Annotated in this window: 22 protein-coding genes; 11 read left to right on the top strand and 11 right to left on the bottom strand. The window is 41.6% G+C overall.

The genetic code is table 11. The features are described 5' to 3' along the window. Positions 1-53: 53 nt before the first annotated feature. From ACP14V_RS01955 to trmB, 5 genes are all read right to left on the bottom strand, one after another. The gene (locus ACP14V_RS01955; RefSeq protein WP_136565385.1) at positions 54-293 is read right to left on the bottom strand and encodes a NifU family protein; all 240 of its coding nucleotides are present in this window, start codon (positions 291-293) and stop codon (positions 54-56) included. Between the two features lie 2 nt (positions 294-295). Then, the gene (locus ACP14V_RS01950; RefSeq protein ID WP_272610869.1) at positions 296-1435 is read right to left on the bottom strand and encodes an Mrp/NBP35 family ATP-binding protein; all 1140 of its coding nucleotides are present in this window, start codon (positions 1433-1435) and stop codon (positions 296-298) included. Positions 1436-1562: 127 nt separating this feature from the next. Then, positions 1563-1889 (bottom strand): MGMT family protein, encoded by a 327-nt coding sequence (locus tag ACP14V_RS01945; protein WP_272610870.1) that lies wholly within the window; start codon positions 1887-1889, stop codon positions 1563-1565. Position 1890: 1 nt separating this feature from the next. Next, a complete protein-coding gene (locus tag ACP14V_RS01940; RefSeq protein ID WP_136565382.1) occupies positions 1891-2520 on the bottom strand; it encodes a LysE family transporter in 630 nt (209 codons plus the stop codon). Between the two features lie 3 nt (positions 2521-2523). After that, complete coding sequence (gene trmB, locus ACP14V_RS01935; protein ID WP_272610871.1) at positions 2524-3192, bottom strand: tRNA (guanosine(46)-N7)-methyltransferase TrmB; 669 nt, start codon at positions 3190-3192, stop codon at positions 2524-2526. A gap of 83 nt (positions 3193-3275) precedes the next feature. On the opposite strand from trmB, the gene ACP14V_RS01930 reads away from it, so the two are divergent. Beyond that, positions 3276-4391, top strand: coding sequence for a glycosyltransferase (locus ACP14V_RS01930; RefSeq protein WP_272610872.1), 1116 nt, complete (start codon positions 3276-3278; stop codon positions 4389-4391). Here ACP14V_RS01930 and ACP14V_RS01925 read toward each other — a convergent pair. After that, positions 4313-5371 carry a sensor histidine kinase gene (locus ACP14V_RS01925; RefSeq protein WP_272610873.1) on the bottom strand — a complete coding sequence of 353 codons (1059 nt, stop codon included), beginning with the start codon at positions 5369-5371 and terminating at the stop codon, positions 4313-4315. The genes ACP14V_RS01930 and ACP14V_RS01925 overlap by 79 nt on opposite strands. After that, positions 5371-6057 carry a response regulator transcription factor gene (locus ACP14V_RS01920; RefSeq protein ID WP_136565378.1) on the bottom strand — a complete coding sequence of 229 codons (687 nt, stop codon included), beginning with the start codon at positions 6055-6057 and terminating at the stop codon, positions 5371-5373. Before ACP14V_RS01920 ends, ACP14V_RS01925 begins: the two co-directional genes overlap by 1 nt. A 178-nt stretch (positions 6058-6235) precedes the next feature. Here ACP14V_RS01920 and ACP14V_RS01915 point away from each other — a divergent pair, with 178 nt between their 5' ends. The 6 genes from ACP14V_RS01915 to ACP14V_RS01890 all read left to right on the top strand — a co-directional run bounded on the left by ACP14V_RS01915 (position 6236) and on the right by ACP14V_RS01890 (position 13986). Beyond that, positions 6236-9178: a TonB-dependent receptor gene (locus tag ACP14V_RS01915; RefSeq protein ID WP_272610874.1), complete on the top strand. Its 2943-nt coding sequence runs from the start codon at positions 6236-6238 to the stop codon at positions 9176-9178. Between the two features lie 50 nt (positions 9179-9228). Further along, positions 9229-11334, top strand: coding sequence for a hypothetical protein (locus tag ACP14V_RS01910; RefSeq protein ID WP_272610875.1), 2106 nt, complete (start codon positions 9229-9231; stop codon positions 11332-11334). Positions 11335-11492: 158 nt separating this feature from the next. Continuing rightward, on the top strand, positions 11493-11804 hold the full coding sequence (locus ACP14V_RS01905) for a T9SS type A sorting domain-containing protein (RefSeq protein WP_136565375.1): 312 nt from the start codon (positions 11493-11495) through the stop codon (positions 11802-11804). 142 nt (positions 11805-11946) lie between these two features. Next, the gene (locus tag ACP14V_RS01900; protein ID WP_272610876.1) at positions 11947-12270 is read left to right on the top strand and encodes a T9SS type A sorting domain-containing protein; all 324 of its coding nucleotides are present in this window, start codon (positions 11947-11949) and stop codon (positions 12268-12270) included. Between the two features lie 65 nt (positions 12271-12335). Next, a complete protein-coding gene (locus tag ACP14V_RS01895; RefSeq protein WP_272610877.1) occupies positions 12336-13322 on the top strand; it encodes an acyl transferase in 987 nt (328 codons plus the stop codon). Positions 13323-13440: 118 nt separating this feature from the next. Next, complete coding sequence (locus ACP14V_RS01890; RefSeq protein WP_136565372.1) at positions 13441-13986, top strand: quercetin 2,3-dioxygenase; 546 nt, start codon at positions 13441-13443, stop codon at positions 13984-13986. 35 nt (positions 13987-14021) lie between these two features. Here the strand turns inward: ACP14V_RS01890 and tyrS are convergent, their stop codons facing one another. Then, positions 14022-15317: a tyrosine--tRNA ligase gene (tyrS, locus tag ACP14V_RS01885; RefSeq protein ID WP_136565371.1), complete on the bottom strand. Its 1296-nt coding sequence runs from the start codon at positions 15315-15317 to the stop codon at positions 14022-14024. An 84-nt stretch (positions 15318-15401) separates the two neighbouring features. Here tyrS and ACP14V_RS01880 point away from each other — a divergent pair, with 84 nt between their 5' ends. Further along, on the top strand, positions 15402-16400 hold the full coding sequence (locus ACP14V_RS01880; RefSeq protein WP_272610878.1) for an NAD-dependent epimerase/dehydratase family protein: 999 nt from the start codon (positions 15402-15404) through the stop codon (positions 16398-16400). On the opposite strand, the gene ACP14V_RS01875 is transcribed toward ACP14V_RS01880, so the two are convergent. The 3 genes from ACP14V_RS01875 to ACP14V_RS01865 are packed head-to-tail and all read right to left on the bottom strand — an operon-like array spanning position 16397 to position 18893. Further along, positions 16397-16825, bottom strand: a complete 429-nt coding sequence (locus ACP14V_RS01875; RefSeq protein ID WP_272610879.1) for a DUF4296 domain-containing protein — start codon at positions 16823-16825, stop codon at positions 16397-16399. The two genes, ACP14V_RS01880 and ACP14V_RS01875, sit on opposite strands and share 4 nt — an antisense overlap. 3 nt (positions 16826-16828) lie before the next feature. Further along, positions 16829-18163, bottom strand: coding sequence for a dihydroorotase (locus ACP14V_RS01870; RefSeq protein ID WP_272610880.1), 1335 nt, complete (start codon positions 18161-18163; stop codon positions 16829-16831). Between the two features lies 1 nt (position 18164). Then, positions 18165-18893, bottom strand: coding sequence for a polyprenol monophosphomannose synthase (locus tag ACP14V_RS01865; protein WP_272610881.1), 729 nt, complete (start codon positions 18891-18893; stop codon positions 18165-18167). A gap of 119 nt (positions 18894-19012) precedes the next feature. On the opposite strand from ACP14V_RS01865, the gene ACP14V_RS01860 reads away from it, so the two are divergent. The 3 genes from ACP14V_RS01860 to ACP14V_RS01850 are packed head-to-tail and all read left to right on the top strand — an operon-like array spanning position 19013 to position 22075. Further along, the gene (locus ACP14V_RS01860; RefSeq protein WP_272610882.1) at positions 19013-20674 is read left to right on the top strand and encodes an ArnT family glycosyltransferase; all 1662 of its coding nucleotides are present in this window, start codon (positions 19013-19015) and stop codon (positions 20672-20674) included. Further along, positions 20671-21324, top strand: a complete 654-nt coding sequence (locus tag ACP14V_RS01855; RefSeq protein ID WP_272610883.1) for a DUF4271 domain-containing protein — start codon at positions 20671-20673, stop codon at positions 21322-21324. Before ACP14V_RS01860 ends, ACP14V_RS01855 begins: the two co-directional genes overlap by 4 nt. 7 nt (positions 21325-21331) lie before the next feature. Continuing rightward, positions 21332-22075, top strand: a complete 744-nt coding sequence (locus ACP14V_RS01850) for a uroporphyrinogen-III synthase (RefSeq protein WP_136565364.1) — start codon at positions 21332-21334, stop codon at positions 22073-22075. Positions 22076-22086 lie beyond the last annotated feature (11 nt).

The raw sequence follows: 22086 nt of genomic DNA, 5'->3' as shown, positions 1-22086 counted from the left end.
TTGAGGGATGCAAATTACCACTTGCTTTGGTAAGGATTTATGATTTTTGTCAGCTAGCTCACATTGATGACCTCTTCTATCTGGGGTGCATACTTCTTGATGGTCATCTCCACACCGCTCTTGAGGGTCATTTGATTGACGCTGCAACCAATGCAATTTCCTTCTAACCGTACCTTTACGGAACTATCATTATCTATTGAGATCAATGTGATATCACCTCCATCACTTTGAAGAAAAGGTCGGATTTCATCCAAGGCTTTTTCAACATTGTTTTTGATTTCTTCTGATGTCATGCTCATTTCTTTTTAACGGCGGCACAACCAGCCATTGTTGTAATTTTTATTGCTTCAGTGGGAGGGAGGTCCGTATTTCTTCTAACCAATTCCTGCACCACATTTTTTGTAATTTCTTCAAAGGCCTCTTCAGTTGGGGTTGCCGTTTGCAATGCTGCCGGTCTTCCCACGTCTCCGGCTTCACGGATACTCTGTACCAAGGGAATTTCTCCCAAAAAAGGCACTTTTAAGTCTTCAGCTAAATTTTTGGCCCCATTTTCCCCAAAGATATGGTATTTGTTGTTAGGCAGCTCTGCTGGTGTGAAATAGGCCATATTTTCCACAATTCCCAGAACCGGAACATTGATGGCTTCTTGATGGAACATGGCCACCCCTTTTCGGGCATCGGCCAAGGCAATTTCCTGTGGGGTACTCACTACAACCGCTCCCGTTACCGGCATGGATTGCATGATACTTAAGTGGATATCACCGGTGCCTGGAGGCAAATCCAACAATAAAAAGTCCAACTCCCCCCAATGGGCATCAAAAATCATCTGATTCAATGCTTTAGCCGCCATGGGGCCACGCCAAATTACAGCTTGGTTGGGTTCTGTGAAAAAACCAATAGACAACAATTTGACCCCATAATTTTCAACGGGCTTCATTTTGGCCTTGCCATTTACGTTGACAGACAAGGGCTTCTCTGTGGCCACATCAAACATAATGGGCATGGATGGTCCATAGATATCCGTATCCAAAAGCCCTACCTTAAAGCCCATTTTGGCCAAGGTAACCGCCAAGTTTGCCGTTACCGTGGATTTCCCAACGCCACCTTTTCCTGAAGCAACGGCAATGATATTCTGGATTCCAGGTATAGGGTTCCCCTTTATCTGGTTCACCTTGGGCTTGGCCGGGGCATCAACCTTTAGGTTGACCTTTATCTTGGCCTTTTCATAGACCTCGCTATGGATGATCTTCAAAATTTCCACTTCGGTCTTCTTTTTGGCCTGAAGACTTGGGTTCTTTATGGTCACGTCCACTTCCACCTCATCGCCAAACACTTGGACATTGGTCACCCCTCCGCTCTCCACAATACTTTGGCCTTCACCTGGGGCGGATATTTTTTCCAACGCTTTTAGGATATCTGCTTTTTTCAGCTTCATCAATCTTGTTTTTTCTGCAGTCGTTTGTATTGATTCTAAATTACAAAGATACGCCTTAGGCATGGATTATTGGAAGTTTGCCCATTGAAAATGAAGATGGTGGGATTGGCTCTACTTATGCCTTTTTTTAGCCCAATTCCTTGATAGGGTCCCAAAAATATTTTTGAAAATCCACAATCTGGTTTTCCTTGACCTGGATGCCTTCATTTTCCAAAAGCTGTTGCATGAGGTTGGTCCCACCAAAATGGTGTTTTCCCGTTAGCACTCCCACACGGTTTACCACTCGGTGCGCAGGCACATCCTTTGCCGCGGAATTGTTCATGGCCCAGCCTACCATTCGGGCACTTCGGGTGGCACCCAAATATTTGGCAATAGCCCCATAGGAGGTGACCCTGCCATACGGAATCTGTTGGGCCACTTCGTATACTCTATCAAAAAAGTTCTGCTCTTCCATATCAGTTATAAAAAATCCGGATCAAGGTTATCACCAATAGTACGAGCATGAGTGCACTCAAAATGTAGTTCGAGTTCTTTGAAAATCGATTGGTCTTGGTCTCCAGCTTATCAAAATAGAAGGTGTACAGGTATAGCACGGAAAAGGTTCCGGCACCAGCAGCCACAACAAATGTAGTGATGTCCTGGGCCTCGAATTTTATCCATCCGGCTTCGTTCCACATGGCATTGAGCCCGCTGTAGTAGGGTATGGTCAACAAATTCAATGCAGCCAACAACACACCTTTGTAAAAACTGTTCTTTTTACTGACTTTTACCTTTTGCATTTTTTTGGCTTTCTTTCTCTTGGCCGTAATAAAAAAGAAGACGGCAAAAAAGGCAAATACCACCAAGGCAATTTTCAGCAGAAGGTCTATCACTTCTGGATTTCTATATAAAAACTTGGAAATGAGCACGGCAACATATGCCTGTACCATGATCATTGAGGAAACGCCCAAACTAAACACAATGCCATTTAATTTTCCTTTTTCCACACTGGTCTTGGCCGCATTCATATTGAGCAAACCTGGCGGCACTGTAGCCATGAAGGCTGCCGAAAACGTGGCAAAAAAGAGGATTATGATATGGGTCATTGGTTAGTTGATCCTAAACTGGATATAGGTAATCGGTTTTCCTGCTTCAAGATACTGATTTTCGTAAAATGTCTGTATTTCCAAAACTTCTGGTGGACTTCCTTCGTTTCGGTACACATCGTGATTGGCATAGCAGATTTCATGTCCCATCCCTTGCAAAAGCCCCAAAGTGTAGCCATGCATATATTCACTATCTGTCTTCAGGTGAACAACCCCTTGGGGTTTAAGAATCTGTTTGTATTTCTTGAGAAACATGGGGTTGGTAAGCCGGTGTTTCGTGCGTTTGTATTTTATCTGGGGGTCGGGAAAGGTTATCCAGATTTCGTCCACTTCGTTTTCCCCAAATAGTTGATCTACCAACTCAATTTGGGTACGCAGAAAGGCTACATTCTCCAATTCTTGTTCCAGCGCAGACTTGGCTCCTCGCCAAAACCGGGCTCCTTTGATATCGACCCCAATATAATTTTTATTTGGGCTTCGTTGGGCCAAACCAACCGTGTATTCCCCTTTTCCACAGCCCAATTCCAATACAATGGGATTATTGTTCTTAAAAAAGGTGTGCCATTGACCTTTTAGACCAAATCCTTCCAAAACCTCGTCCCGTGTAGGCTGGACCACATTGGTAAAAGTCTCATTTTCCTTGAACCGTTTTAGTTTATTCTTACTTCCCACCGCTTACAGATTGAGCAATAATTTAATGTTTTGGCAAAACTAAGGAAATCCGCAAGCAATATGGATTTTGTTTTTTTGCAATCATGCAAAGTTCTAAACGAATTCTAGTTGCCCCATTGAATTGGGGGTTGGGACATGCCACGCGTTGCATTCCTATAATACAGGCTTTGTTGGACCATGGCCATCAGCCTTTTATTGCTTCGGATGGGGTTGCCCTCTCCCTTTTACAGAAAGAATTTCCCGGATTGCCTTCTTTTGAATTGCCTTCCTACAAAATCACCTATGCTGAAAAAGGAAAGAATTTTAAAATCAAAATGATCTGGGATTCACCCAAAGTACTCAAGGCCATGGCCAAGGAAAAGAAGGCCGTAAAACAATTGGTCAAGGAGCATGGGCTGGACGGTATCATTTCTGACAACCGCTTGGGGGCATTTTACAAAAAGGTGCCCTGTGTTTTTATCACCCACCAACTTAATGTGCTTTCTGGAAACACCACGTGGATGAGTTCCAAGGCCCATCAAAAGATCATAAAAAAATTCAATGCCTGTTGGGTACCCGATGTGAAGGATAAGCCCAACCTAACCGGGAAACTGGGTCATTTAAAAAAATCCAAGTTGAACATCAAGTATTTGGGTCCGTTGAGCCGTTTTGAAAAAACAAACGATTCAATCTTATACGACCTTATGGTGCTATTGTCCGGTCCAGAGCCTCAAAGAACTTTTTTAGAAGAAAAACTGTTGTCCGAACTTCTAGGTTTTAAGGGAAATATACTTTTTGTAAAGGGAAAGATTGAGGAATCCCAGACCAAAGAAGAGCTATCAACCCCAAAAGGTTCCATCATGCTGTATAATTTTATGCAATCCCGAGAGCTTCAAACTGCCTTGAACCAAAGTGCCAAAGTCTTATGTAGATCGGGGTATACCACTGTCATGGATTTAGCCAAACTGGAAAAAAAGGCCTTTTTTATTCCAACCCCAGGTCAATATGAACAAGAATATCTGGCTAAACGATTGGAAAAACACGGATTGGTCCCATACAACATCCAAGAGAATTTTGTTTTGGAGGACTTAAACCGAATGGATGAATTTGAAGGATTGACCCAGTTTGAATCCGAAGTTGACTATGAAGATTTGTTTTCGGTCTTTTTCTCCATCGTAAACGAAAATTCCGACCCGATTCCTTCTTCGCTCTCCACATAGATTTTTTCACCGTGGGCTTCAATAATGTGTTTTACAATGGAAAGTCCCAGTCCTGAACCGCCTTCACTGCGGCTACCGCTCTGGTCTACTCGGTAAAACCGTTCAAAAAGTCTAGGAATGTGCTGTCTTGGTATGCCTTCGCCATTATCGGTGACCCTGATAATGACTTTGTTCTTGATTAAATTTTCCACACTCACCTCAGTTGTACCTTTGGGAGAGCCGTACTTAATGGAGTTGACCAGTAAATTGCTGATGACTTGCTGCATTTTCTCCCTATCGGCATTCACATAAATGGGATCGGAATACTCCATATCAAAGGTTAGCGTAATTTCCTTTTGGGCCGCTTTCATTTCCAAAAGGTCAAACACATTTTGGATAAGCTCGATCACGTCAAAGTTTTCGCGATCCAATTTGAGTTCGCCCACTTCCAACTTCGTAATTAAATCCAAATCTTTTACAATGTAGATCAAGCGCTCCACCCCCTTGTTGGCCCTTTGAAGGTATTTTTCCCTGATCTTCTTGTCCTTCATCGCTCCATCCAGCAGGGTAAGGATGTAACCTTGCACGGTAAAGAGGGGTGTTTTAAGCTCGTGTGATACATTACCCAAAAAATCCCTCCGATATTCTTCCCTGATTTTAAGGGTGTCAATCTCAATTTTTTTCCCTTCTGCAAATTTTTCTATCTCTTCGGTGAGGGTTTTCATGTCCGTAGTGACCGGTTTGGAAGAAAAACTTGATGACTCCAGCAAGGAAACATCATCATAGATTTTTTTGATACGTCTGTATATGAACCGTTCCACCCTAATCTGGAGCACAGCAAAACAGATAACAAAACAAACCAATGCAAAACCCAAGGTGTGCAACCACAACATTTGCCCATTAAGAATCTGGAAGGCAATAATTGAGATGGTGGTAAATATGGTGATAAGCAGGGATGACCGTAAGGCAAACTTATAGGATTTCCTTAATTGTATGGCCATTATAGAACAAACTTATACCCTACTCCCTTAACGGTTTTAAAGTGATGATCGCCTATTTTTTCACGTAGCTTTCTGATGTGCACATCTATGGTACGGCCACCAACAACCACCTCGTTGCCCCAGACCTTATCCAAAATGACCTCTCTCTTAAAAACCTTGCTCGGTTTGGAGGTCAAAAGTGATAAGAGTTCAAACTCTTTTCTAGGCAGTACAATTTCTTCCCCATCATTGATGATCTTATACTCTTCCCGGTTGATGACGATGTTGCCTACCTTAACAATCTCCTCAACTTCTTTCTTTTCTTCTTTAAGTCTTCTTAGGAGCGCCTTGACCTTGCTTACCAAAACCTTTGGTTTTATGGGTTTGGTAATGTAATCATCTGCTCCGGCATCAAAACCGGCCACCTGGGAATAGTCTTCACCACGAGCTGTAAGGAAAGTGATGATGGTATCCTCCAGTCCTGGGGTGTTACGAATTACCTCGCAGGCTTCAATACCGTCCATTTCGGGCATCATAACGTCCATGATGATCAAATGCGGGTTTTTCTTTTTGGCTTTTGCCACAGCCTCTACGCCATTTTTTGCGGTAAAGACTTCATAGCCCTCAGAAGAAAGGTTGTAGCTTACAATTTCCAGAATATCAGGCTCATCATCAACAAGTAAAATCTTAATATCCTTCGTTTTCATGGGATGGTATTTCAAGGTTAATCGCCCAAATGTAAAGATAATACTATAATGCCATAAATGCTTAACGTTGATTTAATCTCCTAACATTATTGTAACAGTTTTCCAATAAACACTTAACACACAGCTAACATCGCTTTTACAGCCTGTGGCGTTCTTTGCGCCAAATACTAAGCTGATAATGAAATATTTTTTACTGATTTTTACGCTTGCCGTTTCCATGCAGGCGGTAGCACAGCAAACCACTGGAAGTATCGTGGGTAAGCTGACCGACAAAGAGCTTAATGATGAGCCTTTGGCTTTTGCAAATGTACTTATTAAAGGTACCACAATGGGTACCACTTCAGATTTTGATGGTCTCTATGAGATTTCAAGTGTTGAGCCTGGAATCTACACGTTGACCTATAGCTATTTGGGCTACGAAACCGTTGAAATTCCAAATGTGGAAGTAATTGCCGGTAAAGTAACCAGTGTAAACGTTCCCATGAGCGCATCTTCCGGATTGGCCTTGGATGAAGTGGTAATCACAACTGTTGCTCGAAAAGACTCTCAAACGGCACTATTACTAGATCAAAAAAGAGCAGTTACGGTAGTCGAAAGCATTGGTGCGCAAGAGCTCGGCGATTTGGGTATCTCCGATGCCAAAACCGCAACAACCAAAATTTCCGGAGTAACAGAAAGCGAAGCTTCAGGTGACATTTTTGTTAGAGGCCTAGGTGACAGATACCTATCAACAACATTGAATGGCCTACCCATACCATCGGATAATGTGGATAGGAAAAACATAAACTTAGGTTTGTTCCCTACAAGGGTTATCCAAAACATTAGTATTAGTAAAACCTATTCTGCCAGAACCTCAGCAGATCAAGCTTCTGGTAATATCGATATTGCCTCCAGAGAACTTGCTGGAACTTCAGAGTTGAGCATAGGTGTTTCTGGTGGTTTAAACACTTCCGTTTATCAAGACGGGGTCAATGACAACTTTTTAGTTTCCCCAAATTTGGATGACGAAACCACATTTGGCTTTTATGATTCAAATAGAACGCTTGTTCAACAATTGACTGAGCAATCTTGGGATCCGGCTACCAAAAAAAACCCATTGAATTATGGATTAAACCTAACCTTTGGTAAAAAACTTTTTGACAATAAGCTTTCTTTCATTCTAACAGGTTCGCACAATGAAAGCTTCAGACATAATGAAGGTGTCTATCAAATTTTGGAGTATGGTTTTGTTCAAGTAGGCGCATCGGACTATACGACATATGAGTCAGAAATCACCAATACCGGGTTACTGGATTTAACCTATTATATAAACGATAAGAACAAGATAAAATCCACCACCACTTTTCTCAACACATTAAAAGATGAAGTTGTAGAATTTGGTAGAAACGGCGAGGCACAGGTTAGTGATGATACAGGAGCTTTTGGAAGTTTTGGGATTCCCTTGGAATTTGTAAGAGATCAAAACACCAAACAAACCAGATTGTTGGTCACACAGCTTTTAGGTGAGCATAAGCTTTTCGAGAACAATCAATTGACTTGGGCAGGTGGTTATAATTTGCTTAATGCCGATGAACCTAACCGAATCAGAAACCAAGTATTCTTTGATGCCGCCCCAGAAACTTCCGTGGCACTAAACTCACAAGGTGGTTTTAATCAAAGAAAAGCCGCACAATTGATTGAAGATATTGAATACAACGGTTACATAAATGATGTGATCAATATTATTAATGAAGAGGGTGAAGAAGGCGAATCCAACAAAAAGTTTGATGCTGAACTAGGCGTTTTCTATCGAAACAAAGAGCGTGATTTCAGCTCTGAGTTTGTTGGGGTTACAGAATCCAACAGTGTTGATCGGTTTAGCACAAGAACGAATAGCCTGGACAATTTAAACGGAATCCTAAATACGCAAAATTTTGCCAACGGTTCATTGCAAGTTGTTCGGTTAAGTGCAAACTCCAACGGTGAAACAAAAGATATCTATACCGGGGAATACACCTCGAAAGCCGCTTATGCCAATTTTAATGTCCAGTTGAACAAAATTGGAATAAATACAGGTATCAGGTTTCAAAAAGATGAAATATTCGTCAGTTATGATGTGGGTGGTAGTGGTACAAGGATTGTTGGAGATACCCAACAAGATTATTCCAACTTTTATCCAAGCTTGAATCTAAAATACTCCATTAATGACAAGCATGCGTTAAGGTTTGCAGCTAGTAGAACCATCACGCTTCCCGAATTCAAAGAAATAGCTCCCTTTAGGTATGTTGCCCCTTCTGGTCAAGAAGTCACTGGTAATGCAGATAACCTTACTGCGTCCTTTACAAATAATTTTGACCTTAAATGGGAATTTTTCCCTACCAACGATCAGTTGATTTCCTTAGCGGTTTTCTACAAGGACATTACAGACCCTATCAACAGAACCACACAGCGTGGGGGTGAAAGTATTTGGACTTATGAAAATACAGGAGAAAAAGCTGAGGTTTATGGAATTGAGTTGGAAAGCAAAATCAACCTCATCAAGCCCACCTATGATGAAGTAAATGACGTTGATTCAGGTATTGATTTAAGTCTTGTGTTCAATACTACCCTAATGCACCATGAACAAGATTTGAAACTTGTTCTTACAGAGGATGGGGCCAGCGCTACAGACTTCTTCAGATTTGGGACCAATACTTCTACAGGTTTGCAAGGAGCATCCGACTTTATTGTCAACACAAACTTGAACCTTAAAACTGCTGGTGAAAACCCATTTGGTGCATCGCTTAACGCTAATTACGCTTCTGACAAAATCTTTGTTTTGGGTAGTGCCGAAGGATTCAACATATATGATTATTCCTATAATGACAATATCGTTGAAAATGGGTTTGTAGTCTTAAATGGTAGACTAAGTAAAGATATTGGTGAACATTGGCAGCTTTCCTTAACTGGACAAAACCTATTGAATCCAGAAATCAAAAGAACTCAAGGTGTTCTGGACAACCGAAATGAAATTCGAAATTTTTCATCTGATATAAATGAACGTTTGGGGCCAAACGCGCCACAAAGAATTATCCGTACCGAAACGGTAAGATCCTATAAACTGGGCAGCACTGTAAGCCTGGGTGTAACCTATAATTTTTAACTAAATATAAACCTGTAACCATAATATTTTAAACTTCAAAAACCCTAATTATGAAAACGAAAATCTTTAAACTTTCAATAGCCTTAGCAGCTGCATTTGCGCTCGTACTCACGGGTTGTAGTAGCGATGACGGTGGCCCCGCTGGCCCAACATGTTCCGATGGCATTCAAAACGGCACAGAAACAGGCGTGGATTGCGGTGGTACTTGTGGCGCTTGCCCTGTTGAAGCAACATGTGATGATGGTATTCAAAACGGTGATGAAACGGGAGTAGATTGCGGTGGTTCTTGTCCAAATGCGTGTACAGATGCCTCAGACTTGACCTCCATCAGTCCCATTACAGAGGATTTGGAACTTGACCCTTCCATCGCCTATACCTTAGACGGAGCGGTAAGCGTTGAGAATGGTGCTAAGTTAACTATTCCTGCCGGTACCACTATTACAGCTACGGCTGCATCCGGTGATGAAACCGAGACATACATTGTAATCCAAAAAGGTGCTTCCATTGACATCCAAGGGACTGCTGCCGATCCTGTAGTAATGACTTCCAATAATCAAACTCCAGGAGACTGGGGTGGTTTGGTAATCCTTGGTGATGCTACCACTACCAAAGGTACCGATGCTACCGCAGAGGTTGGTGAGTTCAAATATGGTGGTTCCAACGATACGGACAACTCTGGTACCATCAACTATTTGATCATCAATTACGCCGGGGCCCAAATCAATCCAGAATCCCAGTACAACGGCCTTACACTTTATGCTGTTGGTTCCGGAACAACAATCAGCAATGTTGCGTTGTTAAATGGCACTGATGACGGTGTTGAGTTCTTCGGTGGAACAGTTTCTGCTTCCAACTTCTACTTGGAAAATAACCAAGACGATGCCATTGATTGGACGGAAGGATGGAACGGTACGTTGACCAATGCTTATGTATTGCATACCGAAGCAGGATTCTCTACTGCTGTTGAAGCAGATGGTGACAACAACATGCCAACTTTAGAAAACTTGACAGTTTTGTCAACAGTAGGGGGTACCGCACTTCAGTTCAAAAAAGAGTCTGGTGCAACTATCACTGGTCTTTCCATATCTGGTTATGAAACTATCTTGGATTTTAGGGATGGTGGCGCTGTTTCCAACGTACAGATTGAAGGTGAAGATTCCGATCCAAATGAACTATATGCCAACTTGGCAACTGTTGACATTAATATGTTCTCTTGGGCAACAGGTGAAGACATTACCACTTCAGCAAACCTTAAGGGAAGTGTTACTTCAGATTTGACTTTGGATGCCTCAACTGCATATACTTTGCAAGGAACTTTGAGCGTTGAATCAGGTGCTACTTTGACTATCCCTGCTGGTACCACTATTACCGCCGATGTACAAGCTGCCGGTGCAACAAGTACTTACATTGTAGTACAAAAAGGTGGTATGATCGATATCCAAGGAACTGCTGCTAATCCAGTTGTTATGACTTCCAGCGGTGAAACTCCTGGTGATTGGGGTGGTTTGGTCATTGCCGGAAATGCCACAACTACCAAAGGTACCGATGCAGTTGCAGAAGTAGGTAACATTATTTATGGTGGTTCCAACGATACTGACGACTCAGGTTCTATTGATTACTTGATCATTAACTACGCTGGTGCGCAGATCAACTCCGAATCTCAATACAACGGTCTTACACTTTATGCTGTAGGTTCCGAAACTTCCATCAGCAACGTTGCCGTATTGAACGGTGCAGATGATGGTGTTGAGTTCTTTGGAGGTACCGTTTCAGCATCCAACTTCTACTTGGAAAACAACCAAGACGATGCTATTGACTGGACAGAAGGTTGGAACGGAACTTTGACTGATGCTTATGTACTTCATACTGAAGCTGGTTTCTCTACTGCTGTTGAAGCGGATGGTGATAACAACATGCCAACTTTGGAAAACTTGACTTGTGTTTCCAGTCAAGGTGGTACCGCATTACAATTTAAAAAAGAATCTGGTGCTGCAATCACTGGTCTTTCCTTAAGTGGATATGAAACCAACGTTGACTTTAGGGATGGTGGTGCCACTACCAACGTTACTGTTGACGGCGTAACCGTTGATGTGGATGCGGCTTATGATGATCCAGCAACAGTAGATGTAACCATCTTTGATTGGGCAACCAATTAAGAAAATGCTCTTGACATAATAACCTACAAGCCCCTTGATATTGTCAGGGGGCTTTTTTTTGCATTTCATCGAAAAAAGAAACACTAATCGTTGAACGGTCCCACCATCGCAAGCATATTTTTTTATATTTGTGGCACAGCCTTTGTTATCAATACTTTATGAAGCACTTTTACCTTGTAATTCTATTTTTTGTCTGCGCCATTGGGTTTTCTCAGGAAAATGCAAAGGCAAGCTCGGATATAGAAGGATTTAAACTCTATCCAAACCCTGTTACACAAGGAAAAGTCTTTATAGAAACAGCCTATAACGCACCCAAACAAATCCTTATTTTTGATGTTCTGGGCACCCAAGTGCTACAAACCACAATTATCGGTCAAGAACTCAATCTTTCTCGCTTAGACAAGGGCGTTTACATCCTCAGGGTTTTTGAAAACAACAAAGTGGCCACTAGAAAGCTAATAGTCAAGTGATTTGGACTGTTTTAGCCCACTGACAAGGTCATAAACCACAGTTTTTTCTGCTTTACCAACACAAAGTGCCATTTCACAACATTTTATGGCCCTTTTCTACTGGTTTACATACTTTTACATTGCATACCCCAAATCAGCATTCATGAAGAAACTCTACTTTGTTCTCATTATGGCTTTACCTATATTCACCTACGGTCAGGAATTGGTCAGTGTAAACACAGAGCCCACACAAGAGCTTCAGGGTTTTAAAATGTACCCTAACCCCGCTTATGGCGAGGAAGTCTATATTACCACAGAATCCAACGGGACCAAACAAATAAAAGTGTTCGATGTTTTCGGGGAAGTGGTTCTTACCGATAGAATCGCAACCAACACTTTAGACATATCCAGGTTGGTTCCAGGGGTCTACGTACTCCAAGTAACCGAACAGAAAAAAACCATGACCCGAAAACTGGTCGTGAAGTAAAATATACACTTTAAAAAGCTCTCTTACCAAAGGGCTTTTTTATTTTTGGGTACTTTTACGGCCCAATGGACAACACGGATATCCAACAGCTATTTTCCATCCAAGATTCCAATGAATTTGATTCCTTGGCCATGGAAATTTTTCAATTTCAATATAGAAACAATCCCGTTTACACAGATTATTGCAATCATTTGGGGAGAACTCCCATAGAGGTCAATCACATATCCCAAATTCCTTTCCTACCTATTGATTTCTTCAAGACCAAAACCGTAGTTACTGACCAAAAAAAACCGGAAACCGTATTTGAGAGCAGTGGTACCACCCAAAATACGACAAGTAAACATTACGTGGCCGATCTAAGCTTGTACGAACGTAGTTTTTTAGACGCTTTTACATTGTTTTACGGCCCTGTGGAGGAATTATGTATTCTGGCCTTATTGCCATCTTATTTGGAGCGAAAAGATTCGTCGTTGGTCTACATGGTCAATGAGCTGGTATCCCGTTCACAACATCCCAACAGTGGATTTTATCTGTACAATCTTCAAGACCTTCATCAGAAACTGAAAGCACAGGAGGCTTCTGGCTCCAAAACCTTATTGATCGGTGTCTCTTTTGCCCTGCTGGATTTAGCGGAACAATTTCCCATATCCTTAAAACATATCACCATTATGGAGACCGGTGGAATGAAAGGGAGGCGCAAGGAATTGATTCGTGCCGAACTACATGACATCCTAAAAAATGCCTTTGGGGTTCCCAGCGTACATTCTGAATATGGGATGACAGAACTCTTATCCCAAGCCTATTCCCAAGGTAACGGCATTTTTATGGCTCCTCCATGGATGAAAATCTTGACACGGGACACGGAAGATCCACTAAGCAATCAATCTCATGGAAAAACAGGTGGAATCAACGTAATTGATTTGGCCAACCTTCATTCGTGCTCCTTTATAGCTACCCAAGATTTGGGTAAGACCTACGCCGATGGGTCTTTTGAAATTTTAGGCAGGTTTGACCATTCAGATGTTCGGGGATGTAATTTAATGGCACTTTAATGGAAAAACAACAAAATCCTTCGATCCGCACATAAATACAAACCTCTTATATATCCATTCTAAATGGTTTTCAAAGTTTTATGTAATTTGATTGGAATAATCAAACAAACCAACAATTATGGATAGAAATGCATTCTTAAAAAGAAGTGCCCTTTCCGCTGCCGCACTTGCATCATTACCCTCGTTTGCCCATTTTTCTTCAACATCGAAAAAAGAGAATGATCCCTTGAGCCCAAAAATCGTGCGCAAGGATGAAGGCAAGAAGGTGAACGTTATCGGAGACCAACAAACCTTTAAACTAACCGGTGAAGACACCAATGGCATGTTTACATTGATTGAGGAAGTGAATCCACCGGGCACCATGATCCCACCCCATGTACATACCAACGAAGATGAAATATTCAAAGTTTTGGAAGGCGAACTGGAAGTCACCGTTGGAGGTGAAACCACTGTTTTAAAAGCAGGCGACCTTGCTTTTGCCCCTAAAAATGTACCCCATACTTGGAAAGTAGTGGGTAATCAAGATTGCCGAACCATTCTAAGCGTTTTCCCTGCAGGACTGGAGCATATGTTCGAAGAGTTGGGGAAACTGCCCCCAGGACCCCCTGATTTTGCCAAAGTGAGTGAAATCTGTGGGCGTTACGGAATATCCTTCATCGCCTAAAAACAAGGGCCATCTTAAAAGATGGCCCTTGTTTTCTATTCCACTACCATGACAAAGTAGTTTTTCTTACCCCTTTGGAGCAATACAAATTTGTTGTTGATCAAATCGGCCTCGGTAATTAGGTAATCTTCCTTAACCTTTTCCTTGTTTACTGAAATGGAATTTTGTTTAAGCTCCCTTCTGGCTTCACCATTAGATCCCAAGAATTGGGTTTTTGCGGCCAAGGCACCGATCATATCCAAACCAGAAGTTATCTCTTCTCTTGATACTTTCGCTTGTGGAACTCCTTCAAAGACATCCAAGAAAGTCTTTTCGTTCAACTTTTTTAAATCTTCTGAAGTGGATTTTCCAAACAAAATATCACTGGCCTTTATGGCATTGTCCAAATCTTCTTCGGAATGCACCATAATAGTGATTTCCTCTGCCAATTTTCTTTGAAGGGTTCTTAGGTGGGGGGCTTCTTTATGCTCGGCCACCAAATCTTCAATCTCTTGTTGGTTCAAGAAGGTAAATATTTTGATATACTTTTCAGCATCTTCATCCGAAGTGTTCAACCAATATTGGTAGAACTTGTAGGGAGAGGTTCGCTCAGCATCCAACCAAACGTTTCCGCCTTCGGTCTTGCCAAATTTGGTCCCATCTGCCTTGGTTATCAGAGGACAGGTCAACGCAAAGCCTTTTCCATTGCCAATACGCCTTATCAATTCTGTTCCTGTGGTAATGTTACCCCACTGATCGCTCCCGCCCATTTGAAGCGTACAATCGTGTGCACGGTAAAGGTGCAGAAAGTCGTACCCTTGTACCAATTGATAAGTAAACTCAGTAAAAGACATTCCCTCCTTGGCATCGGCCGAAAGTCGTTTTTTAACCGAATCCTTGGCCATCATGTAATTAACTGTGATATGTTTTCCAACATCCCGAATAAACTCCAAGAATGAAAAATCTTTCATCCAGTCGTAGTTGTTCACCAAAACGGCGGCATTGGGCACATCGCTTTCAAAGTCCAAAAACCGACCCAACTGTGCTTTTATGGCCTCTTGATTATGTCTGAGTGTTTCCTCATCCAATAAATTTCGTTCTGCGGATTTACCGGAAGGATCTCCTATCATTCCTGTTGCTCCTCCCACAAGCGCATAAGGCTTGTGTCCTGCCAATTGAAAGTGTTTCAACATCATCACCCCCACCAAATGTCCAATGTGCAGGGAGTCCGCTGTAGGATCAATCCCCACATATGCAGCCCGCATGGCTTCCATTAGATGCTCCTCCGCTCCCGGCATTACATCATGTATCATTCCCCTCCATTGCAATTCCTGAACAAAATTCTTCTTCATGATCTACTTTTAGAATAGCTGCAAATATAAAATGAAGTTGCCACTTCCCTGAATAATTTCAGTACAAATAGGTACTTTTACCACATGATATTGGTCACTGGAGGTACTGGGTTGATAGGTTCGCACCTGCTGTTCCATTTGGTGAAAAATGGAAAAACAGTAAGAGCCAACTATAGAACCGAAGAGTCTCTTGGAAAAGTTTCCAAGATTTTTGGGTATTATTCCAATCAACCTGAAAGTCTTCTTGAAAAAATACAATGGGTACAGGCCGATATTACCTCTATGGGCAATTTAGATCAACTTTTTATTGGCATTGAGGAGGTCTACCATTGCGCTGCCCTAATTTCTTTTGACCCTAAAATGTACAAGGCTTTGGTCCAGGCCAATGTAGAAGGGACTGCCAATGTTGTAAACTTGAGTCTTAAGTATGGCATAAAAAAACTTTGCTATGTAAGCTCCATTGCTGCCATTGGATCTAGTATAACTAAAAAAGAAGTCACGGAAGACACTGAATGGGCCAATACCAACGCTTCGGTGTACGGGATTACCAAACACGATGCTGAACTTGAGGTATGGCGCGCATCCCAAGAAGGGCTGTCAGTGGTCATTGTAAATCCTGGTGTAGTCATTGGCCCTGGGTTTTGGAAGTCAGGCAGCGGTAGTTTTTTCACCTATGCAGCCAAAGGTAAAACCTCTTATATTCCAGGTGGTACCGGTTTTGTGACCATTAGTGATGTAATCAATGCCATGACCACACTTATGGATTCCAACATTGTCGGGGAAAGATTCATATTAGTGAGCAATAATCTGTCCTATGCAGAATTGTTCCAAAAAATTGCTCCAAAATTGGGGGTATCCCCTCCAACAAAAAAAATCCCTTTTTGGATGTTGGAGATTATGTGGCGCTTGGACGGACTACGAAGTTCTTTGTTGGGGAAAAGGCGTAGACTTACCAAAAATATGGTGAAAGGATTGCGACACCAAGATATTTACAGCCACGAAAAAATTAAAAATGCGATTGATTTTAAATTCGAGGATTTGGATGCAGCCCTAGATTTTTGTTGCTCCAAATTTCCGGATTAGGGCTCCGTTGGCTTGTTTTCTTCTCTTTTGGCCTTAATGGAATCGCGTAGTCGTAACTGAACCTCCTTAATACTGTCGTTCTTTTGTTTGCTGATGTTTTCCATTATGTTTTTCCTATTATCAATCCTTTCCTCCACTTTTTCATAAATGGACTGGTACTCCAACGGAATGGAGGCATAGTACAAATCACTTTCCACAAATTGCACGCTGTCTATTTGATATTTCTCGTAAAGAAAATCCATGACATCAATACCCGATTCTTTAAACTTGCTGCCAAAAGCGGCTTTTGTAGCGTTCAAAAGCGAAAGGTCATGGAGAATATCCACCATTTTCTCCTTAGGAATAAGATTTTCAGGTTTCTCTACCACCTTCTCACCACAAGAGAAGAGCAACATTCCAAAAAAGAAAAAAACAGCTTTTTTCATGCCCTATCGGTTAAATGTAAGTCGCTTGGCGTTCTTTTTTTCAGAAAAACGACCATTCTCATAGGCTAAATGCCCATTGACAAAAGTTCGCGATACTTTGGAGTCAAAAGTAGCACCTTCAAAAGGAGACCAACCACATTTATAGAAAATATTATCCTTTTTAACCTCGTTTTTAGAATTTCGGGTCACCTGGACCAAATCGGCATAATACCCTTCCCGAACAAACCCCCTACGATCAATATCAAATAGTTTTGCAGGATTATGGCACATTTTCTCCACCATTTTTTCTAAACTAATCTTGCCTTCCTGCTCTTTTTCGAGCATTGCCAACAATGCATGTTGCACCAATGGCCCGCCAGATGGAGCTTTGGTATAAGGATTATTTTTTTCTTCCAAAGTATGTGGGGCATGATCGGTGGCCACAACATCTATCCTGTCATCCAAAAGGGCGTCCCAAAGTTTGTCACGGTCCTCCTTGGTCTTCACAGCGGGATTCCACTTGATCAGAGTACCTTTTTTGGCGTAGTCCTCATCCGAGAACCATAAATGATGGATGCAGACTTCCGAGGTAATCTTCTTTTTCTCCAACGGAATTTCATTGGTGAACAAATCGGTTTCAATGCCGGTAGATATATGAAAAACATGCAAACGGGCCCCTGTTCGTTTCGCCAAAGCTATGGCCTTTGAAGACGAAAGATAACACGCTTCTGCACTTCTAATAATAGGATGCATCTCCACAGGAATATCATCTCCGTACATTTCCTGATACTTGGCCATATTGGCCCTTATGGTTCCTTCATCTTCACAATGGGCCGAAATCACCATTTCTGTATTGCTGAATATTTTTTCAAGAACAGACTCGTCATCAACCAACATATTTCCTGTAGAAGACCCAAGGAACAATTTCACTCCTGAGCAGGCATTTTTATCCAATCGCTTTAACTCTTCCAAGTTATCATTGGTGCCTCCAAAGAGGAATGAATAGTTGGCAAAAGCATCTTTTGAGGCTATGGAAAATTTCTCTTCCAGTTTTTGAAGGGTAGTGGTCTGTGGATTGGTGTTGGGCTGTTCCATAAAGGTTGTAATGCCTCCTGCAATGGCTGCTCGGCTCTCCGTGGCAATGGTGCCCTTGTGGGTTAATCCAGGCTCCCTAAAGTGCACCTGGTCATCTATTATGCCGGGCAACAATAAATCCCCCTTTAAATCTACAACCGAGGCATTGGCATCTGAAATATCAGCATCCATTCGCGCAATATAATCACCCTCCAATAACACATCTGTTTCAAATATGCGGTTCTCGTTGACCACCTTTGCGTTTTTCAATATTATTCTTGGCATCCTAAAAGTTCTTTCTGAAAAATATGCTTCTAAATTTCATGGCGATTACCCCGAAAATGGCTTCCCGGATAATGGCCGAGTTCATTTTGGACTTTCCATTGATCCTATCGGTAAAAATAATGGAGACTTCCTCTATTTTGAATTTCTTGAGGTACGCCCTATACTTCATTTCAATTTGAAAAGCATACCCAATAAATTGCACATTGTCCAGTTTTATTTCTTCCAAAACTTTACGCTTATAGCATATAAAACCGGCTGTTGGATCATGCACTTTCATTCCGGTTATGAACTTGACATAAAAGGATGCGCCATAGGACAACAGGATTCTAAAGAGCGGCCAGTTTACCACATTCACCCCTTTTTTGTAACGGGAGCCTATGGCCACGTCGGCACCATTCAGGCAAGCACGGTGCAACCGGGACAAATCTGCGGGACGGTGTGAAAAATCGGCATCCATCTCAAAAATATACTCGTAACCACGATCCAATGCCCACTTAAATCCATGTATATAGGCTGTTCCCAAACCTGCTTTCTCTTTGCGCACCTCCAAGAACAATTTATCCGGAAATTCCAATTGGAGGGACTGTACGGCTTCAGCCGTGCCATCAGGGGAATTGTCATCAACCACAAGAACATGAAAATCTTTCTTAAGGTCAAAAACCGTTCTTGTGATGGCCTCAATGTTCTCAATCTCGTTGAAAGTGGGTATAATAACCAAGCCGTCCGCCATTGGTAATCTATTAGGAGGTAAAAATACGGTTTTCTTGCTTGCCTATACAAGTTGTTCTGCGTTAGGCACCTCCGTCTGTCCATCAATATTTGTAACTTTGCCCATCAAAAATCCATTTAATGATCCAAAAGTTTCCAAAGCTTTTCCTTGTTCTACTGGCCATAGTTTTTGTCCTAAATCTTGTTCAAGGCTTTTTCACGGAACTTATTTATGATGAGGTTTATTATTGGTATTATGCCCAGGATATGGCATGGGGCTATTTTGACCATCCGCCCATGGTGGCCCTTTTGGTAAAAATCAGCAGTTTCTTTTTTAGCGACGAGCTTGGGGTTCGTTTTATGGGCAGCGTGCTATCGGCAGGAACATATATGTTGCTTTGGCTACTTGTGGATGACCCCAGAAAGAAAGATTATATAATCCATTTTTTCCTGTTGGTGTTTTCATTTACACTGATGAATGCCTATGGTTTCTTGACGCTTCCAGATACGCCCCTTCTATTTTTTACGGCGCTTTTTTTATGGCTCTACAAATGCTTCCTGAAAAATCCTTCTACTTTGACTACGGTATTGCTGGGGTTGGTCATGGCTGCTTTAATGTATAGCAAGTATCATGCGGTTCTGGTCATTTTGTTTGTGTTCCTATCCAATGTTAAGCTCATTGCCAATAAAAAAGCTTGGATGGCGGTAATTTTGGCCTTGGTTTGTTACATCCCCCATTTTATTTGGCTCTACCAGAACGATTTTGCACCCATCACCTTTCACTTATATGAGAGGCCCAACCAAGCCTATTCGTTTGGAGGGTTTACCTTGGGCTATTTTTTAAATCTCATAGTAATCATTGGCTTACTATTTTACTGGGTCTATGCCTCCTTGTTTCGGTTCAAGGCTACCGACACCTTTTCCAAAGCACTGTTGTATTTAGTGTATGGTATTCTGATTTTTTTCTTTATCTCCAGCTTTAATAGACGTGTACAGGCCCAATGGGCCATAGTTATTTCCATTCCTTTGGTGGTTATGGCATTCAACTATCTCATGGATAATTCCAAGAGCAGAAAATGGATGTATCGTATGGGAATTGTAAGTGTACTGCTTCTTTTCTATGCAAGGGCATGGTTAATATATCAGCCCCTATTTCCTAAGATATATGAAACCCATGGCAACGAAGAATGGGTAGATGATCTGCATGAAAAGGCAAAGGATTTTCCAGTGGTGTTTGAAAATTCGTATCGCCGTTCCCCCATGTACGAGTTCCATACAGGAATACCTACTTTTTCGCTGAACAATTATATGTATCGAAAAAACCAATACTCCATAGATGGTTCCGAGGAAAGGGTAAGAGGCAAAAAGGTGGTCTATATTACCCAATACAGAAAAAGTGGAGACCTACAATACATTGATCAGGACAGCACTGTCTTTTATGGCATATTTATAGATGATTTTCAGTCCTACAGAAAATTAAAGTGCATTGTAACCAAAACGGAAACAGGTAGTGGATACGACTTAAAAGTTTACAATCCCTATCCATTTGATATTTTACTTGAGAATTTAAAATATACCATTTCCTATTCCAACCCCTACAAACAAGTAAAGGAAATGCTGCCACAAAAAGTGACCAACCTATATCCGGAAAGTGCCTACCTAAAAAGCAAGGACACCGCCCATTATAAGTTTGAACTTCCATTACCCAAGAAAATAGACAATCCAACTTATTTTAGGATTGGTATATCGGAAAACGGATTACCCCCCGGTTTAAACGGAACGCCAATAAAAATCCAAGAATGATCCCAATTGAGAAAACCATCAATTCTTTGGATTGGATGACCATTGTCCTATTTATGGCCCTTTTCGTGCTTGCCTTGGGAAAATATTTGTACCACAACAGGTTTGTGAATTTTATAATCCTGCCTTTTAACGACAAATATGTACTGCTACACAAAAAGGGGCACCTCTTAAACTGGTTTCATATATGGCTTACCCTGTTCCAATTGGCCAACCTTTCCCTTTTTGTTTTTCTGTCGTTAAAGATTTTTGATGCCCTGCCGGAAGGCCCATCCCTAATGGTATTTTTTATACTGATGGGGTTTCTGGCCCTTTTTCAGCTGTTTAAATTTTCTGTTCAATTCCTAAAGGCCTATGTGTTCAACACCCAAGAACTTGTGTCGGAATTGGTGTTCAGTAAGACATCCTATTTCAACTATAGCGGTCTTGTGCTCTGTGCAGCCAATATAATTTTGATTTACATCCTAAAGGACTCCAAAATAGTGGTTTATGCCGCAATAGTCTTAATTCTTCTTATAAATGGCATCGGAATCGCAAAGCTGCTGAAGAACTATCAAAAAGCCATGTTTCCGTATTTTGTCTATTTTATTTTGTACCTTTGCGCACTCGAAATTGCGCCCTTGGTGATAATTGGAAGCTACCTAAAAGATTGAAAAGCTTATGAAAGTAAAAACAATTTTGGTTTCCCAACCAGAACCCAAAATCGAAAACTCTCCCTACTCACGGTTGATCGAGAAAGAAAAGGTTAAAGTAGACTTTAGGCCTTTTATCCATGTAGAGGGAGTTGAAGCCAAAAATGTAAGGCAGCAAAAAATCGATCTGAACAACTTTACGGCAATTATCCTGACCAGCAGAAACTCTGTTGACCATTTTTTCAGAATTGCCGAGGAGATGCGTTTTAAGGTTCCTGACACCATGAAGTATTTTTGCCAATCAGAGGCAGTCGCCTACTACTTGCAAAAATATGTGGTCTATAGAAAGCGTAAAATCTATGTTGGTAAGCGTACGTTCAATGAACTGGTTCCGCTTATCAAAAAATATAAGGATGAGAAATTCCTTTTACCTTCCTCCGACGCGCTTAAGGCAGCAGTGCCCCAGGCTTTGGATGAGTTGGGCATAGATTGGAAACGCGGTATTTTCTATAAGACGGTCATCAGTGACCTTTCAGACCTTAGAAACGTTTATTACGATGTATTGGTATTCTTTAGCCCATCAGGAATTGAATCGCTTTTGAAGAATTTCCCGGATTTTGAGCAGAACAACACCCGCATTGCCGTATTTGGCAACAGCACTGTAAAAGCTGCTACCGACGCTGGTCTTCGAATAGACATTCAGGCTCCCACACCGGAGACACCATCCATGACCATGGCGCTACAGAAATACATTACCAGCGTAAATAAGTAAGAATTTTATTT

This window comes from Flagellimonas alvinocaridis (assembly GCF_965248585.1).
GTDB lineage: Bacteria > Bacteroidota > Bacteroidia > Flavobacteriales > Flavobacteriaceae > Flagellimonas > Flagellimonas alvinocaridis.
Note: the sequence above shows the minus strand (reverse complement) of the source record. Positions and strands in the feature narration are given on the sequence as shown.

Coding starts and splice junctions, on each gene's coding strand:
- ACP14V_RS01955 (WP_136565385.1), bottom strand. CDS start 293: ATGACATCAGAAGAAATCAAAAACAATGTTGAAAAAGCCTTGGATGAA.
- ACP14V_RS01950 (WP_272610869.1), bottom strand. CDS start 1,435: ATGAAGCTGAAAAAAGCAGATATCCTAAAAGCGTTGGAAAAAATATCC.
- ACP14V_RS01945 (WP_272610870.1), bottom strand. CDS start 1,889: ATGGAAGAGCAGAACTTTTTTGATAGAGTATACGAAGTGGCCCAACAG.
- ACP14V_RS01940 (WP_136565382.1), bottom strand. CDS start 2,520: ATGACCCATATCATAATCCTCTTTTTTGCCACGTTTTCGGCAGCCTTC.
- ACP14V_RS01930 (WP_272610872.1), top strand. CDS start 3,276: ATGCAAAGTTCTAAACGAATTCTAGTTGCCCCATTGAATTGGGGGTTG.
- ACP14V_RS01925 (WP_272610873.1), bottom strand. CDS start 5,371: ATGGCCATACAATTAAGGAAATCCTATAAGTTTGCCTTACGGTCATCC.
- ACP14V_RS01920 (WP_136565378.1), bottom strand. CDS start 6,057: ATGAAAACGAAGGATATTAAGATTTTACTTGTTGATGATGAGCCTGAT.
- ACP14V_RS01915 (WP_272610874.1), top strand. CDS start 6,236: ATGAAATATTTTTTACTGATTTTTACGCTTGCCGTTTCCATGCAGGCG.
- ACP14V_RS01910 (WP_272610875.1), top strand. CDS start 9,229: ATGAAAACGAAAATCTTTAAACTTTCAATAGCCTTAGCAGCTGCATTT.
- ACP14V_RS01905 (WP_136565375.1), top strand. CDS start 11,493: ATGAAGCACTTTTACCTTGTAATTCTATTTTTTGTCTGCGCCATTGGG.
- ACP14V_RS01900 (WP_272610876.1), top strand. CDS start 11,947: ATGAAGAAACTCTACTTTGTTCTCATTATGGCTTTACCTATATTCACC.
- ACP14V_RS01895 (WP_272610877.1), top strand. CDS start 12,336: ATGGACAACACGGATATCCAACAGCTATTTTCCATCCAAGATTCCAAT.
- ACP14V_RS01890 (WP_136565372.1), top strand. CDS start 13,441: ATGGATAGAAATGCATTCTTAAAAAGAAGTGCCCTTTCCGCTGCCGCA.
- tyrS (WP_136565371.1), bottom strand. CDS start 15,317: ATGAAGAAGAATTTTGTTCAGGAATTGCAATGGAGGGGAATGATACAT.
- ACP14V_RS01880 (WP_272610878.1), top strand. CDS start 15,402: ATGATATTGGTCACTGGAGGTACTGGGTTGATAGGTTCGCACCTGCTG.
- ACP14V_RS01875 (WP_272610879.1), bottom strand. CDS start 16,825: ATGAAAAAAGCTGTTTTTTTCTTTTTTGGAATGTTGCTCTTCTCTTGT.
- ACP14V_RS01870 (WP_272610880.1), bottom strand. CDS start 18,163: ATGCCAAGAATAATATTGAAAAACGCAAAGGTGGTCAACGAGAACCGC.
- ACP14V_RS01865 (WP_272610881.1), bottom strand. CDS start 18,893: ATGGCGGACGGCTTGGTTATTATACCCACTTTCAACGAGATTGAGAAC.
- ACP14V_RS01860 (WP_272610882.1), top strand. CDS start 19,013: ATGATCCAAAAGTTTCCAAAGCTTTTCCTTGTTCTACTGGCCATAGTT.
- ACP14V_RS01855 (WP_272610883.1), top strand. CDS start 20,671: ATGATCCCAATTGAGAAAACCATCAATTCTTTGGATTGGATGACCATT.
- ACP14V_RS01850 (WP_136565364.1), top strand. CDS start 21,332: ATGAAAGTAAAAACAATTTTGGTTTCCCAACCAGAACCCAAAATCGAA.